Below are 15,829 nucleotides of genomic sequence, written 5' to 3'. Positions count from 1 at the left end.
ACTGCCAGAGGATATGAAAGGTAACGCCTCAAAATGCTTGCCCGATCCCGATATAGAACTGCAGCCCGTTGCCCGTGTCACCTTGCACAGGCACCGCCAGGTCCAGCCTCAGCGGGCCGAAGCCGCCCAGATCGTACCGAACGCCAAGGCCCGCGCCCGCGTGGTACTCGGCGCCACTGCCGATGAACGAGGACGTGTCCACGATACCGTAGTCGTAAAACCCAACAAGAGACAGCTTTTCAGTGACCTTGCCGCGCACCTCGCCCGACAGGCCAAGAAAGGACTTGCCGCCGGCAATGCCCGTGCCGACGGGGACACCAAGGCTTTCATAGGGCTGACCGCGAACGGTGCCCGCGCCGCCGGAGAAGAACAGGAAATCCGGTGTGACACCATCTGCCGGGGGGCCGAGGATCGATCCAAGTTGCACCCGACCAGCCAGTACGATCCGACCGCCAGTGCCCAGGCTGGTATAGGCGCGACCGTCGAAAAACAGGCGCAGCCCGGTATCCGTGCCCGAGATGCCGACAAAGGGCATGAATTGGCTGTCCAGGTAATACCCGCGGGTGGCGCTGACCTTGCTGTCGCGTTTGTCCCACTCGGACCGGAACGGAATGATGAAATATCGGAACTTGCGGCCGTCACCATAGGCGTCGTCAGCGTTTGAGATGGAAAAGCCCACAGCCGCCTCGGCATACAACTCGTCCGAGAACGTCCGCCGCGCACCATAGGTCAGCGAGGCAACCGACACGCTGTAATTGTCGGTATTTCGGCGCTCGAGCAGCGCGCTCCAGAAGGTGTTGTCGTCGGGGCCCAGTCGGTCGGGCTGATCCAGACGCAGACCCAACCGCCCGTCGATATCCTCAGACCCGCCGATGTTTCGGATGGCGGCCTCAAAGCGCAGCCGTTGAGCGCGGCGGAACACGTTGCGGTGGGTCCAGGTCGCGGTCACGTCCAAGCCATCGCGCGAGGCCAGTTCGACCCCAAACGTCAAGCGGCGTTTGGGCAAGTCCTCGAAGGTGGCGTCGAAATCCAGCGTGCCGTCCGGGTTCGGCGTGTCCCGTTCCTGGATCGAGACGGTGCTGAACGTACCGGTCCGCCGCAGCCGTGTGCCGACCTTTTGCAGCTTTTCGGGCGAGTAGACCTCGCCCGACGGGAAACCGGCGATTTTCTCGATCGAACTGTGGCGGACATCGGTGCCGCCTTCGATATACATCTTGCCGAACTTCAGGCGCGGTCCTTGGTCCAGGTCGATCCGGGCGTCCAGCTGGGCCTGTGCGTGCCGGGCGATGATCTGTTGATCGCGCAGTTTCGCTTTGGCGTGGCCCGCGTCCTTCCAGGCCTGAATCCCGGCCGAAGTCGCCTGTTGAATGGCGCCGGTCGTGGCCAGCTTGCCGGAGGCAAACTCTTCGGGCAACTCGGTATCGGGGGCCAGAGGCTGAACGACTGCGGTTCCGAAATTGTACGCTTTGCCGGGGCGAATGGTGATCGTTGCCCGATTGATCTGTGCAGGAACGCTCAGCGAACTGAGATCTGCCGCTTCCTTTCCGTCCAGTTTGATGCTGACCGACGGGCCGAAATATCCGGCATCATAGAGGATTTGCACGATCGTTCGGTAATCCGACAATGCGGCGGACAGAACTTCAAGCGGCGTGTCCAGACCCCGGTTGTCGGCAGTCATGACCGAGGACGTTTCCTCAATCTGCTTTTTCAGGTCGTCCGACAAACCTGGCGCTGCAAGCGATGTTTCCAGTGCCATCGCACAGGTCGGGGCGAGGGCAAAAAACACACCCGCGCACCAGTTCTTCAGACCGCCCCTACGCCTGCTCGCCTGCATCAAATGGCTCCACCTGTCCCGGGCCGCATTAATTTGCGCCGCTTGTCGCGGCGTCACGATCCCTTGGAGAATAGTTAGACCATCTCAAACCGCTCAGGCAAAGAAATAAACGCGGATTTCCCGTTCCCATGCGAAGTTGTGGAAAAGCTGCCGCTACAGGCCCGCGTTTCGGAACCAGCGGATAATGGCCTCGCGGTCTTCGGGTTCCATATAGGTGACGTTGGCCGGCGGCATCGCGTGGCTGACTCCAGCCTGCAGATAGATTTGCTCGGCATTGCGCGCGATGTCACCTTCGGTCTCCAGAAGAACACCCTTGGGGGCCCAGAGGATTCCGTCCCAGACGGGCTCGCGCGCGTGGCACATCGAACAGCGCCCCAAGACTACGTCATGGGCTTCTTCAAAGCCGCTGGCCTGCACAAAGCGCTCCTCGAACTGTGTCAGGGGCTGCGCCTCGGCCTCTTCCAGCGGTTTGTACATCGGCGCAGTGGACAGCCACATGATGGCGATGAACAGCAGGGCCGTCACAAGCCAGGTCCAGGTCGGGTTGCCGGCCCGGGCGTGGCGTGTGTTGAAATAGTGCCGGATGGTGACGCCCATCAGGAACACCAGCGCCGCGATGATCCAGTTGTATTCGGTCGCAAAGGCCAGCGGGTAATGGTTCGACAGCATCAGGAAGACCACCGGCAAAGTCAGATAGTTGTTGTGGGTCGAGCGCAGCTTGGCGATCTTGCCGTATTTTGGGTCCGGGGTGCGGCCATTTTTCAGGTCATCCACCACGATCCGTTGGTTGGGCATGATGATGAAAAACACATTGGCCGTCATGATCGTGGCGGTGAAGGCGCCCAGATGCAGCATCATCGCGCGGCCGGTGAAGATCTGGTTGTATCCCCAGCCCATCGCCACCAGCAGAACGAACAGCAGCAGCATCAACAGGGTCGGACGCTCACCCAGACCCGATTTGCACAGGAAATCATAGATCAGCCAGCCCACGGTCAGCGATGCCGCCGAGATCAGGATGCCCTGCCACAGCGCCAGATCGGCCTTCTGTGCGTCGATCAGATACAGCTCGCCGCCCACCCAGTAGACGATCATCAGCAGTGCCGCGCCGCTGAGCCAGGTTGCATAGCTTTCCCATTTGAACCAGGTCAGGTGGTCGGGCATCCGCTCGGGCGCCACGAGGTATTTCTGGATATGGTAGAAGCCGCCGCCATGCACCTGCCATTCCTCGCCATCAGCAGGACCGGGGATGTCGCGGTTCAGGCCAAGATCCAGCGCGATGAAATAGAACGACGATCCGATCCAGGCGATTGCCGTGATGACATGCAGCCACCGCACCGCAAATGCCATCCAGTCCCAGAACACGGCGAATTCATACATGCAAAGCTCTCCGATTGCTTGCCGACACACTAGGCAAACGGGGTTTTCTTCGGTATTCCCGTATATTGTCAAACTGTATCAAAAAAAACGAAAAGATGTCCTATCTCGACAATATCCGTACCTTTGTCCGGGTCTATGATCTTGGCAGCATGTCCGCGGCCGGACGCGATCTGCGAATCTCGCCAGCGGTGACTTCGGCGCGGATTTCCCAGCTCGAAGATCATTTGGGTGTGCGATTGTTCCAGCGTACCACCCGAAACCTCAGCCCGACCGAGCAGGGCCGGGCGTTCTACCCCGGTGCGGTTGCGGTTCTGGATGCCGTGAACGAGGCCGAGGCGCAGGTCGTGCACCTGACCGAAGCGCCCCGGGGATCGCTTTTTGTTGCGGCTCCACTGGGGGTCGGGCGACGGCTGTTAGCGCCTCAAGTCCCTGAATTTCTTGCCGACTACCCCGAGATTGACGTGCGGCTGCGTCTGACGGACAGGTCTGTTGATCTCACGACCGAAGGGCTGGATCTGGCGTTCTTCATCGGTCAACCCGAAGACAGCACTTTGCGGATCCGCAAAATCGCGGATTGCCAGCGCGTCTTGTGTGCTGCGCCAGACTATGTTGCGCGCCGGGGCATGCCCCGGACCGGGGCGGACCTGATCTCGGACCGGCACGAATGTCTGAACCTGCGATTCCCCGGGGCGACCGAGTTCCAATGGCTACTGCAGACAGCCGAAGGACCGAAACGGTTTGCGGTGTCCGGGCGGTTCGAGTGCGACGATGGCGATGTTCTGACTGATTGGGCGCTGGCTGGGCAGGGGATCGCGATGAAACCTGTTTTTGAAGTGGCCGAGCATCTCAAGGCCGGGCGATTGGTGCCCGTTGCCGTCGACACGCCACCGGTTTCGGTCCAGATGGCGTGTCTCTACACGCATCGGCGTCATCAGGACCCCAAAGCGCGACTGTTCATGGATTTCATGATCTCGCGGATCGGCGATGTGGTGCGGACGTCGCAGGTCTGAGGGGTCAGCTGCCGCGGTAGGTCGAATACCCGAATGGCGACAGCAAAAGCGGCACATGGTAATGCGCCTCGGGGTCGGACATGCCAAACCGGATCGGTATTTGATCAAGGAAAAGAGGGTCTTCAACGGCTTGCCCGGAGGCCCGCAGGTAGTCGCCCGCAAAGAAGATCAACTCGTAGATACCGGTCTTGAAAGTCTTTTCCGGCAGGATCGGACTGTCGGTGCGCCCGTCCGCATTGGTTTCCATCTCAACCAGTTTCCGGTGCGAATTGCCGGACACGCGGTACAACGCGATTTTCAGCCCCTCGGCCGGACATCCCCGCGCCGTGTCCAGAACATGGGTCGTCAGATAGCCTGCCACGAGTTGCTCCTGCTGTTGTCTGCACGTTTCGTCTTCGGATGCCATTTTAGGCAATCCGGTTTGCATTGCCCACCTTGCGGCAAAGGCCATGGCGCAGGGAACGCCGAAACAACCGGAAACAGCGTTCGGATTGATTTGATAATCCATCACGGTTTTATGGGATAAACCGAATGGAAGCCTGAAATTGAAGACGGAAAGCAGAATGCAGCCCCCCCGATACCCCCGCGACATGATTGGATACGGAGCCAACCCGCCAGAAGCCCAGTGGCCGGGCGGGGCCAAGCTGGCAGTGCAGATCGTGCTGAACTATGAAGAGGGCGGCGAAAACTGCGTTTTGCATGGCGACGCTGAGTCCGAGGCATTTCTGTCCGAAATCGTGGGTGCCGCGCCTTGGCCCGGCCAGCGTCATTGGAACATGGAATCCATCTATGAATACGGCGCCCGCGCCGGGTTCTGGCGGCTGCATCGCCTGATGGCCGACCTGCCGGTGACCGTCTATGGCGTGGCCACCGCGCTGGCGCGCTCGCCCGATCAGGTGGCGGCGATGAAATCCGCCGGGTGGGAGATCGCCAGCCACGGCCTGAAATGGGTCGAACACAAGGACATGCCCGAAGACGAAGAGCGCGCCCAGATCGCCGAGGCGATCCGCCTGCATACCGAGGTGGTCGGAGACCGTCCGCGCGGCTGGTACACGGGGCGGTGCTCGGACAACACCGTGCGGCTAGTGGCCGAGGAAGGCGGGTTTGCCTATGTGGCCGACACCTACGCCGACGATCTGCCTTATTGGATGCATACCGGTGGGCGCGACCAGCTGATCGTGCCCTATACGTTGGACTGCAACGACATGCGCTTTGCCACGCCGCAGGGGTTCAACTCGGGCGATCAGTTCTTTGCGTATCTCCGCGACAGCTTCGATGCGCTCTATGCCGAGGGGCAGGCGGGCGCGCCCAAGATGTTGTCGATCGGCCTGCATTGCCGCCTGATCGGCCGGCCGGGCCGAGTGATGGCGCTGAAGCGGTTCCTGGACTATGCGCGCGGCTACTCCGATGTATGGTTCGCGACCCGGTTGCAGATTGCCGAACACTGGGCCGCGCATCATCCGCCGCAGGACCGCCCGCGCCCCTCGCAGATGGACCGCGACGCCTTCGTGGCGGCCTATGGCGGTATTTTCGAACATTCACCCTGGATCGCCGAGCGCGCCTGGGCGCTGGAACTGGGCCCCGCTCATGATACGGCGGGCGGGCTACACAACGCGCTGGCACGGGTGTTCCGTTCGGCCTCGCCCGAGGAACGCCTGGGCGTTCTGACCGCGCATCCGGATCTGGCGGGCAAGCTGGCGCAGGCCAAACGCCTGACGGCCGAAAGCACCTCGGAACAGGCCTCGGCCGGGTTGGACGCCTTGACCGACGCCGAGCGCGACGCCTTCACCGATTTGAACACGCGTTACACCGAAAAATTCGGCTTTCCCTTCATCATCGCGGTGCGCGACCACGACAAGGCCTCGATCCTGCATGCGTTCCAGCGGCGCATCGAGAATGACCGCGAGACCGAACTCGCCGAGGCTTGCCGTCAGGTCGAGCGCATCGCCGAGTTCCGGCTGCGCGACGTGCTGCCCTCATGACGCGGATCATTCCTATCGCGCCGCTGACGGCCCAAGCCTTTGCACCGTTCGGCGATGCGCTTGAGGTTTCGGGCACGCCGGACAAGATCATCAACCAGGGTCAGTGCGGGCGATACCATGACCGGGCGGTTCTGGATTTCGCGGATGGGCGCGCGGGGATCAGCCTGTTCGATGCCAATCCGCGGGCATTGCCCTATCAACTGGACATGGTCGAACGTCACCCTCAGGGCAGCCAGGCCTTCATTCCCATGTCCCACCAGCCGTTCCTGGTGATCGTCGCGCCGGATGAGGATGGCGTTCCGGGCCGGCCACAGGCCTTCGTGACGCAGCCGGGACAGGCCGTGAACTACCATCGGGGCACGTGGCATGGCGTGCTGACGCCGCTGCACGCGCCTGGCCTGTTCGCTGTAGTCGACCGTATCGGTTCGGGTGCAAACCTCGAGGAGCACTGGTTCGACTCCCCTTACGAGGTGGTTGAACGCTAACCCAATTTTGAAGCCGTCGGAGAAGCGGCAAGACCCCCATGAGAAAACAGGGAGACAGTTGAGATCATGGCCGAAACTTCGATAGGAACACCCGATCAGCTTCGGGATCCGAATTACACGCCCGCGCTGCACAAGGCGATACCACTTGGCATTCAGCACGTTTTGGCAATGTTTGTGTCAAACGTGACCCCCGCCATCATCGTGGCCGGTGCGGCCGGGTTTGGCTTCGGGTCGAACTCGCCCGATTTTCCCGAGCTGCTGTATCTGATCCAGATGTCGATGCTGTTTGCAGGGCTGGCGACCTTGTTGCAGACCATCACGCTGGGCCCGGTTGGTGCGGCATTGCCCATCGTTCAGGGAACAAGCTTTGCGTTCCTGCCCATCATGATCCCATTGGTGGCTGGCAAGGGCGTTGAAGCCCTTGCCGCGCTGTTCGGAGGCGTTCTGATCGGCGGTATCTTTCACGCCTGCCTTGGGATGTTCATTGGCAAGATCCGCTTCGCTCTGCCGCCATTGGTCACCGGCCTTGTTGTGACGATGATCGGATTGGCACTGGTCAAGGTCGGCATCCAATATGCGGCGGGTGGTGTCCCTGCGATCGGTACGCCGGAATACGGATCGCTGCTCAACTGGTCTGCGGCACTGGTCGTCGTGATCGTCACGCTGGGCCTCAAGTTCTTTGCCCGCGGAATGCTGTCGGTGTCTGCGGTTCTGGTCGGATTGGCTGTCGGCTATGTCTACGCCCTGATGGTCGGAATGGTGACGTTCGAAGCCATTGGAACAAGCTGGTCGCGGGCCGCTGGTTTCGCGCTGCCGGTGCCCTTCAAATATGGGTTCGAATTCTCGCTGGCGGCGGTGATCGGGTTCTGCCTCATGGCTTTCGTGTCAGCGGTCGAAACCGTCGGTGACGTTTCGGGCATTACCAAAGGTGGCGCGGGTCGCGAGGCCACGGACAAAGAGATCGCGGGAGCGACCTACGCAGATGGTGTTGGCACGGCTGTCGCTGGTATCTTTGGCGGTTTGCCGAATACCTCGTTCAGTCAGAATGTCGGCCTGATCGCGATGACCGGTGTCATGAGCCGCCATGTCGTCACGATTGGTGCGCTGTTCCTGATCCTATGCGGACTTGTTCCCAAGGTCGGCGCCATCATACGCACTGTTCCGATCGAAGTTCTGGGGGGCGGTGTGATCGTCATGTTCGGCATGGTGGTGGCTGCCGGCATTTCGATGTTGTCCGACGTGGACTGGAACCGGCGCAACATGGTGATCTTCGCCATCTCGCTGTCGATCGGGCTCGGCTTGCAGCTGGAGCCCGGCGCGGTTCAGCACTTGCCGGACACAATCCGAATCCTGATGACAAGCGGACTGCTGCCCGCAGCGCTGATCGCCATCGTGCTGAACCTCATTCTGCCGCATGAACTGGCCGAGGAATCGACCGAAGAGGTCTCGGGCGGAATGGCCGGTCACGGCGCTGGCAGTTTGCCGCACGACTGAAACCTGTAACTCAGCCCTGCAGCGCCAAGCGCGCTGCGGGCTATTCCGTCTGAGCCATCATACCGGCGACATCGAGCATACGGGCCGAAAAACCCCACTCATTGTCATACCATCCGAAAACCCGGACCTGATTTTGCCCGACAACACGTGTTTCCGGTCCGGCAATCACCAGCGATTCCGGTCGCGCACGCAGATCGGACGAGACCAGCGGCAAGTCGGTCCAGCCGAGCACCTTTGATGCCTCGACGGCGCGGCTCAATTCGGCAGAGAACAGCTCCGGATCCATTCCATTTTGCAGGGTCGCGACCAGATCGATGGCCGAGACGCTGGCAGTGGGCACCCGCACCGCCGCACCGGAAATACGTCCGGCCAGATGGGGCAGAACCTCGTCGATCAGATGGGTCGCGCTTGACGTTGTGGGTACCATCGACAAGGCCCCGGCCCGCGACCGCGCCAGGTCGCCGCGCGGGGCGTCCACCATCGGCTGGCTGTTTGTGTAGCAGTGAATCGTGGTCATGTGCGCTGAGGCGATGCCTCCGATCTCGTCGATCACCTTGGCCAGCGGCGCCAGCGCGTTGGTGGTGCAGGACGCGTTCGACACAATCCGGGCACTGCCCAGCATGTCTTCGTTGGCACCCAGAACGATCGTTGTTTCGGCGGCCGGGGACGGGCCGGAAATCAGCACCTTGCCAGCCCCTGCCTGCAGGCCCCGGATTGCGACATCCGAACTGCGCGCGATACCCGTGCAATCCAGCATCACGTCCACGCCGGACAGATCGACATCGGCAAGGTCGTCGCTGTGGCTCAGTGGAATCGAATGTCCATCTACCTGCAAGGCCCCGGCGCTGGTTTCGACCGAACCGGCATAGGGGCCGAACGTGCTGTCGTACTTGAACAGATAGGCACAGGTCTCAAGCGGTGCGATGTCGTTGATCAGCACCACTTGAACATCCGAACCCGCTGGCAGGGCCATGACCTGCCGCAGGATCGTGCGGCCGATGCGGCCGAATCCGTTGATTGCGAGTTTCATGCGCAAGCTATGGCAGGCCGTTTGACCGACCTCAATGCCCGTATGGCGTCGCCGCTATCCGCAGCTGACCTGCGAGAAGAACTGGCCCGAAATATTCTGGTACATGCTTGACCGGATCACCTTGCACCCGGTTGCCTGCTGGATGGCCGCAATGGCCTGAACCGTGCGCAGGCGCGGCGGCGGGCCGAACGGGTTGAGGTTGTTGTTGTCGCGGGTCGCACGATACACGACAGGGGCATCCGCAACCTGCGTCACAGCCCATGTGCGGCTCATGACGGATACGGTTTTGGTCGCTTCCTTCGCCACGACCGGGGCGGTGTCGACGGCGACCATGAAGCCGATCATGGCCAGTGCCGTCAGAGGGGCGCGCAGTTTCATCGACCAATCTCCACGAATGAACAAAACGAAATCACCTCTGATTTCAGCAAATTCCGCCGTCCCTGTGAACCCCTGCCGACGCAAAAGCCCGTTTTCAGAACCTTTTGCTGGTCATCGTGTGGACAGTTTCAACGGCATGTGCCGATTGACGTCCTTGTAGAGCAGATACCGGAATCGCCCCGGCCCGCCCGCGTAGCAGGCTTGAGGACAGAACGCGCGCAACCACATGTAGTCACCGGCCTCGACCTCGACCCAATCCTGGTTCAGTCGATAGACGGCCTTGCCCTCAAGCACATAAAGCCCGTGCTCCATGACATGTGTTTCGGCAAAGGGGATGACCCCGCCTGGTTCAAACGTGACAATGTTCACATGCATGTCATGGCGCAGATCACTTGGATCCGCGAAGCGCGTGGTGGCCCACCGACCTTCGGTGCCGGGCATTGGGGTTGGGGCGACGTCGCGTTCGTTGGTGATGATCGGATCGGGGGCCGGCAATCCGGGTACGGCCTCATAGGCCTTGCGTACCCAATGGAACCGGGCCACGGCGTCAGAGCGGTTGTGCAAGGTCCAATCGGACCCGGGCGGAATGTAGGCATAGCCCCCTGTGTCCAGCTCGTGGACCTGCCCCGCAAGGGTCAGGGTAACCGACCCTTCGACGACGAAGACCACGCCTTGAGCCTTCGGGTCCGTCTCGGGCGTATCGCTGCCGCCGCCCGGCTGGACCTCCATGATGTATTGCGAAAACGTCTCGGCAAACCCGCTGAGGGGGCGCGAAAGGACCCACAGTCGGGTCTGTTCCCAAAACGGCAGAAAGCTGGTCACGATGTCGCGCATCGTGCCTTTCGGGATGACGGCATAGGCGTCAGTGAACATGGCGCGGTCGGTCAGCAGCTGAGTCTGGTCCGGAAGCCCGCCGGTGGGCGCGTAGTAATTTTGATGAGCCATTCCTGTGCCTCAAGCTTGGTTTGCGATTACTATGGTCGCATCAGCGGCGGGCCGATAGCGCCGGCAGTCCGATAGGTTTGTTCGGCATTATTTGAAGGTCCGGCCGCTGGGGCTTGGCCCTGATTGCATGGATGTATATTCTTGGTGCAGATCAATTTTCACGAAAGCGAGTTTCGCATGACTGTCCGGTTGCCTGCTGCCCTGTTTGCGCTGTTTTTGTCGGGTGTCGTGGGGGCGGTCGATGCCAAGCCTCTGTCCCGGATCATCGCCGAAATGGGGCTGAGCCCGGAAGACTATCAGGTTCTGGACGCGACGACGTCTTCGATGCTGGCAGGCGGGACCCCAAGCGTCGGGCAGGAGCGCAACTGGGTCAACGAGAAAACGGGCACCAAAGGCACGGTCAGGATACGGGACGTGAAGGACAACTGCGTTCACTTCCAGCACTTTGTGCAGTCGTCCGGGGCGGCGCCCAACCCGGAAATCCGCACCCGTCAGTGCAAGGATGCCAGCGGCAATTGGATTCTGACGCCGTAATCGCGGCTCAGTAACCGCGGCTGCGGTCAACCTCGTGCAGCAGGGGCTGACCTGCGCTCAGCCGCAGAAAGTTCTGGGCAACATCCGCCAACGCATCACCCAGATGCCATCCCGACACATGCGGTGTGATCGTGACCGCCGGGTGCCGCCATAAGGGGCTGTCTTTGGGCAACGGCTCTTGTGCGGTCACATCGAGAACCGCGTGCCCAGGACGACCCCGGTCAAGTGCCTCGATCAAGGCTTCCTCGTCGATCAGGTCGCCACGTCCCGCATTCAACAACTGTCTGCCGTCCTTCATCGCGCCGAGCATTTCTGCGTCAAACAAGCCGATGGTTTCGGGGGTTGAGGGCAGGATCGCGCAGACATGGTCGCAACCGCGCAGCATTCTCGGCAAAGCATCCTGCCCGTGCAGACAGGTCACATCTTCGATTTGCTTGGGCGACCGGCTCCAGCCGATGACCTGGAACCCGACATCGCGCAGCATGCGGGCGGTACGGCTGCCGATATGGCCCAGCCCCAGAACTCCGACTACGGTGTCAGATGTCAGCACCGGCGCTTTCGGCCGCCACTCGGCCCGCCGCTGAGCGTCCGCGTGAAAGCCCATGTTCCGGTGAGCGTACAGGATATAGGCCAGAAACCACTCTGCGATGCCTTGCGCCGGGGCGTCCGGTTTCAGGCGGGCCACGCGGACATGCGCGGGCAGGGCGGGGTTCGACACGATTGTCTCGACTCCGGCGCCCAACTTTTGCACCAGCTGCAGATTGGGTAGGCGGGTCGCGTGATCGTCCCGCAGGCCGACAACCGCCACCATGGTGACCTCGGCCGGGTCACCAATGGTGCTTGGCGTGCGCACATCGGCCGTTGGTGCATGTTGCCGTACTTCTTCGGCAATCTCGGCATCGCTCATCCAGTCAGACAGCCCGGTATCGATCAACAACGCCATCTGCGCCCCTCTTCCGTTTCAAATTGATTGCAAGTGACGTGCCGTCACGCGGCTGGACACAGTTGCCGCAGCTAAGCCATCCTCGGCGCAAAGGTAAAGCCCGGTTCCGGGATCTACGGAGGATTCTTCATGAACATGTCATTCGTCTTGCGCGAGGAGAACCGGACGCTGCTGGAGCGCGTCCGCGACATGATCCGCAACGAGATCATGCCCCTGGAAGACGAATACCAAGCCGAGATCAACAAAGGTGACCGCTGGCAGTATACCGAACGCCAGGCCGAGATCCTGGAAGGGTTGAAGGCCAAGGCCAAGGCGGCCGGTCTGTGGAATTTCTGGCTGACCGACAGCGACAAGGGGTTTGGTCTGACCACGGTCGAATACGCCTATTTCGCCGAAGAGATGGGCAAGACCCCGTTGGGCGCCGAGGTGTTCAACTGTTCCGCCCCCGACACCGGCAACATGGAGGTGTTCGAGCGCTACGGTACCGATAAGATGAAAGAACAATGGCTCAAGCCGCTGCTCGAGGGCGAGATCCGCTCGGCCTATCTGATGACCGAGCCGGATGTGGCCTCGTCGGATGCCACGAATATCTCGATGTCCTGCGTGCGGGACGGGGATGACTATGTTCTGGATGGCGAGAAATGGTGGTCGTCCGGCGCGGGCGATCCGCGCTGCAAGGTCTACATCGTGATGGTCAAGACCGGCGGCGACGACCTGCCCAAGCACAAGCGCCAGTCGATGATCGTGGTGCCCGCCGACACGCCCGGGATCGAGATCCTGCGCCCGATGGAAGTGTACGGCCATGACGACGCGCCGCACGGGCACATGCATATTCGGTTTACCGATGTCCGGGTGCCGGCCGAGAACATCCTGCTGGGCGAGGGCCGCGGGTTCGAAATCGCGCAGGGGCGCCTCGGGCCCGGTCGTATCCATCACTGCATGCGCGCGATCGGCCAGGCCGAGATGGCGCTGGAGCAGATGTGCAAACGCGCCCTGCAGCGCGAAGCCTTCGGCAAGAAGCTGGCGCAACTGGGTGCCAATTTCGACATCATCGCCGAGTGCCGGATGGAGATCGAGATGGCCCGCCTGCTGTGTCTGAAGGCCGCGTGGTACATGGATCAGGGCGATGCGCGCGCGGCGGCCCCGTGGATCAGCCAGATCAAGGTGGTCGCGCCGCGCGTTGCGCTGAAGGTGATCGACGAGGCAGTGCAGATGTTCGGCGGGCAGGGCGTCAGCCAGGATACGCCGCTGGCCACCGCCTGGACGCATGTGCGCACGCTGCGGCTGGCCGATGGCCCGGATGCGGTGCATCGCCGTCAGGTGGCGCGGGCCGAACTGAAAAAGCATACCCAGGAAAAGATCTGACATGCAGGACGCGGCTATGCGGCCAGTGGTGGGTGAGACCGCCTATTTCCGGGTCGCGCCCGATGGGGCCTTTGTCGGCAATGACCCGGCGCGCGGGCCGTGGTCGGCTGACCACTGTCATGCCGGCCCGGTTGCGGGCCTGATCGTGCGCGCGGCCGAGATCGAGGTCGGCCCCGACAAGATGCTGACCCGCCTGACCGTCGATCTGCTGCGCCCGCTGCCTCTGTCCGGTCTTCGCGTGGCCGCCGAGACCGTGCGCCACACCAAGACGCTGGCCACCACGCGCGTCACGGTGCATGACCTGGACGATACGCTGTGCGCGACCGCCACCACGATGCATCTGGCGCGCCGGGATCTGGGGCCGGTGCCGAATGTGGCGATCCAAGGCCCCGACCTGTCGCAGATCGAAGACGGCCCGTTTCCCATCGGCGAAATGCGGCATGACCTGCCCGGCTTTGCCCATCATTCCGAGGTGGCCTATCCCAGGGGCGGCAACCAGGGGGCGGGGCCGAAAACCATCTGGATGCGCACCCCGCCTCTGCTCGAGGGTGAAACCCCCTCACCGATCCAGTCGCTGTGCCCGCTGGCCGATTGCGGCAACGGAATTTCGTGGAATGCGCCGACCTCGGAAATGGGGTTCATGAACACCGACCTGACGGTGCAGGTCCACCGCGAGCCGATGTCCGACTGGCTCGCCTCGGAGTCCGTGTCACACTGGCAGCCCAGCGGCATCGGGATGTCGCAGTCGGTTCTGTACGATACCCAAGGCCCGATCGGCACGGCGCTGCAGACGCTGGTCCTGTTTCCGCCGAAATGAGCGGCAAAATCCGTGCTTACCGCCGAACCGCGTTGCCAGCGCCGGTCGGGCACCCTATCTTCGCGTTCATGCGTTGGATACCCACCTTGCTCGCCTGTTGCCTGCCGTTTTCCGCGGTGGCGCACCCGCATGTCTTCATCGACACCGGGTTGGAATTCATCGTGGACGCGTCGGGCAACCTGACGCATGTCCGCGTCACTTGGGCCTATGACGAGTTCTACTCGCTGCTGGTGCTTGAAGACATGAGGTTGGATCAGGACGGCGACGGCGTGTTGTCCGAGGCGGAGGAGCAGCGCCTCGCCGGTTTCGACGCGCAGTGGGTCGAAGGATACAACGGCGATCTGGTCATCGTGGCCTCCGATCAGCCGGTTGTCTTGTCCGGCCCGCTGGAACCGCGCGCCACGACCGAGGATGGCCGCATCGTGACCACCCATCTGCGCAAGGTCGAGGGCGAGCCAGTACCCGCCCTTGCGCTGTCTGCCAAACCCTATGACGAGACATTCTATACCGCCTACGAGGTGACGCGCCCGGTCACTGTTTCCGGGCCTGACACCTGCCGGATCGACAGGTTCGAGCCGGATATCGACGGCGAGCTGGCCCAGATGCAGGCCTTTCTGCTGACCCTGGACGCCGACTATGACCTCGAGGAGAACGACATCCCCCTGGTCGGTGAACGTTTTGCCACCGAGATCCGCGTTTCATGTCCCGCTACCTGATCCTGCCGGTTGGTCTGGCGATTGCGCTGCTGCTGTGGTTCTGGGGCAGCGGAGGTTTTGACAGCCTAGCGTCCTGGGCTGCGGGCGAGCAGCGGGAATTTCAGAACCAGATCGCCCGAGCCCTTCGGGCCGCGCGGGCCGAACAGCCCGAGGCCGTGGCCACGCTGCTGGCCGTCTGTTTTGCCTATGGGTTCTTCCATGCGGTGGGGCCGGGGCATGGTAAGGTGCTGATCGGAGGGTACGGGCTGGGCCGCAATGTCGCATTTCTGCGCCTGTCGGCGATCAGCGTGCTTTCCTCGCTGGGGCAGGCCGTGACGGCCATCGTTCTGGTTTATGCAGGCGTTCTGGTGTTCCAGATGTCGCGGCAAAGCCTGGTCGGCGCCACCGAGCAGATCATGGCCCCGGTCAGCTATGGCGCGATCGCGGCCATCGGGCTGTGGCTGGTTCTGCGGTCGCTGCGCAGTTTCGCCCGGCGCGGTCGTGCGGACAGTGCCCCGCATGACCATCACCATCATCATGATCACGGGCATCACCACCACGACGGTGAGGTCTGTTCCGATTGCGGGCATCGTCACGGCCCCACCGCGGAAGAGGTGGCCCAGGTCGGCAGCCTGCGCGAGGCGCTGATCCTGATCGCCGGCATCGCCGCGCGACCGTGTACCGGAGCTTTGTTCGTGCTGATCCTGACCTGGCAGATGGGCATCGCGATGGTCGGTATCGCCGGGGCCTTTGCCATGGCGCTGGGCACCGCGACCGTCACCACCCTGGTTGGCTGGACGTCGTTCGGGTTGCGGGGAGGGCTCTTGGCCTCGGCCTCGGCTACGCGGTTCGCGGCCGTGCTGGCGCCCACGATCGAACTGGTGGCCGGGCTGCTGATCGCGGTGATCGCCGGTGGATTGCTGCTGCGCGCGCTCTGACG

Annotated in this window: 16 protein-coding genes; 9 read left to right on the top strand and 7 right to left on the bottom strand. The window is 62.3% G+C overall.

Annotation, left to right across the window (positions count from 1 at the left end):
- Window positions 1-28 precede the first annotated feature (28 nt).
- Window positions 29-1,756, bottom strand: a complete 1,728-nt coding sequence (locus GOW72_RS09770) for an autotransporter assembly complex protein TamA (protein WP_244952373.1) — start codon at window positions 1,754-1,756, stop codon at window positions 29-31.
- Between the two features lie 231 nt (window positions 1,757-1,987).
- On the bottom strand, window positions 1,988-3,211 hold the full coding sequence (locus tag GOW72_RS09765; protein WP_170366689.1) for a urate hydroxylase PuuD: 1,224 nt from the start codon (window positions 3,209-3,211) through the stop codon (window positions 1,988-1,990).
- Between the two features lie 95 nt (window positions 3,212-3,306).
- Between GOW72_RS09765 and GOW72_RS09760 the strand changes: the two genes are divergently transcribed.
- A complete protein-coding gene (locus GOW72_RS09760; RefSeq protein WP_093963045.1) occupies window positions 3,307-4,221 on the top strand; it encodes a LysR family transcriptional regulator in 915 nt (304 codons plus the stop codon).
- A gap of 4 nt (window positions 4,222-4,225) precedes the next feature.
- On the opposite strand, the gene uraH is transcribed toward GOW72_RS09760, so the two are convergent.
- Complete coding sequence (gene uraH / locus GOW72_RS09755) at window positions 4,226-4,582, bottom strand: hydroxyisourate hydrolase (protein WP_093963044.1); 357 nt, start codon at window positions 4,580-4,582, stop codon at window positions 4,226-4,228.
- A gap of 202 nt (window positions 4,583-4,784) precedes the next feature.
- On the opposite strand from uraH, the gene puuE reads away from it, so the two are divergent.
- From puuE to GOW72_RS09740, 3 genes are all read left to right on the top strand, one after another.
- The gene (puuE, locus tag GOW72_RS09750) at window positions 4,785-6,203 is read left to right on the top strand and encodes an allantoinase PuuE (RefSeq protein WP_170366688.1); all 1,419 of its coding nucleotides are present in this window, start codon (window positions 4,785-4,787) and stop codon (window positions 6,201-6,203) included.
- A complete protein-coding gene (locus GOW72_RS09745) occupies window positions 6,200-6,688 on the top strand; it encodes an ureidoglycolate lyase (RefSeq protein ID WP_170366687.1) in 489 nt (162 codons plus the stop codon). The genes puuE and GOW72_RS09745 overlap by 4 nt, the downstream gene beginning before the upstream one ends.
- A gap of 66 nt (window positions 6,689-6,754) precedes the next feature.
- Window positions 6,755-8,182 carry a uracil-xanthine permease family protein gene (locus GOW72_RS09740; RefSeq protein WP_093962810.1) on the top strand — a complete coding sequence of 476 codons (1,428 nt, stop codon included), beginning with the start codon at window positions 6,755-6,757 and terminating at the stop codon, window positions 8,180-8,182.
- Window positions 8,183-8,222: 40 nt separating this feature from the next.
- Here GOW72_RS09740 and GOW72_RS09735 read toward each other — a convergent pair whose 3' ends face one another.
- The 3 genes from GOW72_RS09735 to GOW72_RS09725 all read right to left on the bottom strand — a co-directional run bounded on the left by GOW72_RS09735 (window position 8,223) and on the right by GOW72_RS09725 (window position 10,535).
- Entirely contained in the window at window positions 8,223-9,212 is a 990-nt protein-coding gene (locus GOW72_RS09735) for a type I glyceraldehyde-3-phosphate dehydrogenase (protein ID WP_170366686.1), read from the bottom strand.
- Window positions 9,213-9,266: 54 nt separating this feature from the next.
- Window positions 9,267-9,590: a hypothetical protein gene (locus tag GOW72_RS09730; RefSeq protein WP_244952372.1), complete on the bottom strand. Its 324-nt coding sequence runs from the start codon at window positions 9,588-9,590 to the stop codon at window positions 9,267-9,269.
- A 111-nt stretch (window positions 9,591-9,701) separates the two neighbouring features.
- A complete protein-coding gene (locus tag GOW72_RS09725; protein ID WP_170358122.1) occupies window positions 9,702-10,535 on the bottom strand; it encodes a bifunctional allantoicase/(S)-ureidoglycine aminohydrolase in 834 nt (277 codons plus the stop codon).
- Between the two features lie 177 nt (window positions 10,536-10,712).
- Here GOW72_RS09725 and GOW72_RS09720 point away from each other — a divergent pair, with 177 nt between their 5' ends.
- On the top strand, window positions 10,713-11,069 hold the full coding sequence (locus GOW72_RS09720) for a hypothetical protein (protein ID WP_170366685.1): 357 nt from the start codon (window positions 10,713-10,715) through the stop codon (window positions 11,067-11,069).
- Window positions 11,070-11,076: 7 nt separating this feature from the next.
- Here GOW72_RS09720 and GOW72_RS09715 read toward each other — a convergent pair whose 3' ends face one another.
- Window positions 11,077-12,012 carry a 2-hydroxyacid dehydrogenase gene (locus tag GOW72_RS09715; RefSeq protein ID WP_170366684.1) on the bottom strand — a complete coding sequence of 312 codons (936 nt, stop codon included), beginning with the start codon at window positions 12,010-12,012 and terminating at the stop codon, window positions 11,077-11,079.
- Between the two features lie 129 nt (window positions 12,013-12,141).
- Here GOW72_RS09715 and GOW72_RS09710 point away from each other — a divergent pair, with 129 nt between their 5' ends.
- From GOW72_RS09710 to GOW72_RS09695, 4 genes are all read left to right on the top strand, one after another.
- Complete coding sequence (locus GOW72_RS09710) at window positions 12,142-13,377, top strand: acyl-CoA dehydrogenase family protein (protein ID WP_170366683.1); 1,236 nt, start codon at window positions 12,142-12,144, stop codon at window positions 13,375-13,377.
- Between the two features lies 1 nt (window position 13,378).
- Window positions 13,379-14,194 carry a thioesterase family protein gene (locus GOW72_RS09705; RefSeq protein ID WP_244952371.1) on the top strand — a complete coding sequence of 272 codons (816 nt, stop codon included), beginning with the start codon at window positions 13,379-13,381 and terminating at the stop codon, window positions 14,192-14,194.
- A 68-nt stretch (window positions 14,195-14,262) separates the two neighbouring features.
- Complete coding sequence (locus GOW72_RS09700; RefSeq protein WP_170366682.1) at window positions 14,263-14,910, top strand: DUF1007 family protein; 648 nt, start codon at window positions 14,263-14,265, stop codon at window positions 14,908-14,910.
- The gene (locus tag GOW72_RS09695) at window positions 14,895-15,827 is read left to right on the top strand and encodes a nickel/cobalt transporter (protein ID WP_170366681.1); all 933 of its coding nucleotides are present in this window, start codon (window positions 14,895-14,897) and stop codon (window positions 15,825-15,827) included. The genes GOW72_RS09700 and GOW72_RS09695 overlap by 16 nt, the downstream gene beginning before the upstream one ends.
- The last annotated feature ends 2 nt before the right edge of the window (window positions 15,828-15,829 follow it).

It is taken from the genome of Ruegeria arenilitoris, from assembly GCF_013032855.1.
Taxonomy (GTDB): Bacteria; Pseudomonadota; Alphaproteobacteria; order Rhodobacterales; family Rhodobacteraceae; genus Ruegeria; species Ruegeria arenilitoris.
Note: the sequence above shows the minus strand (reverse complement) of the source record. Positions and strands in the feature narration are given on the sequence as shown.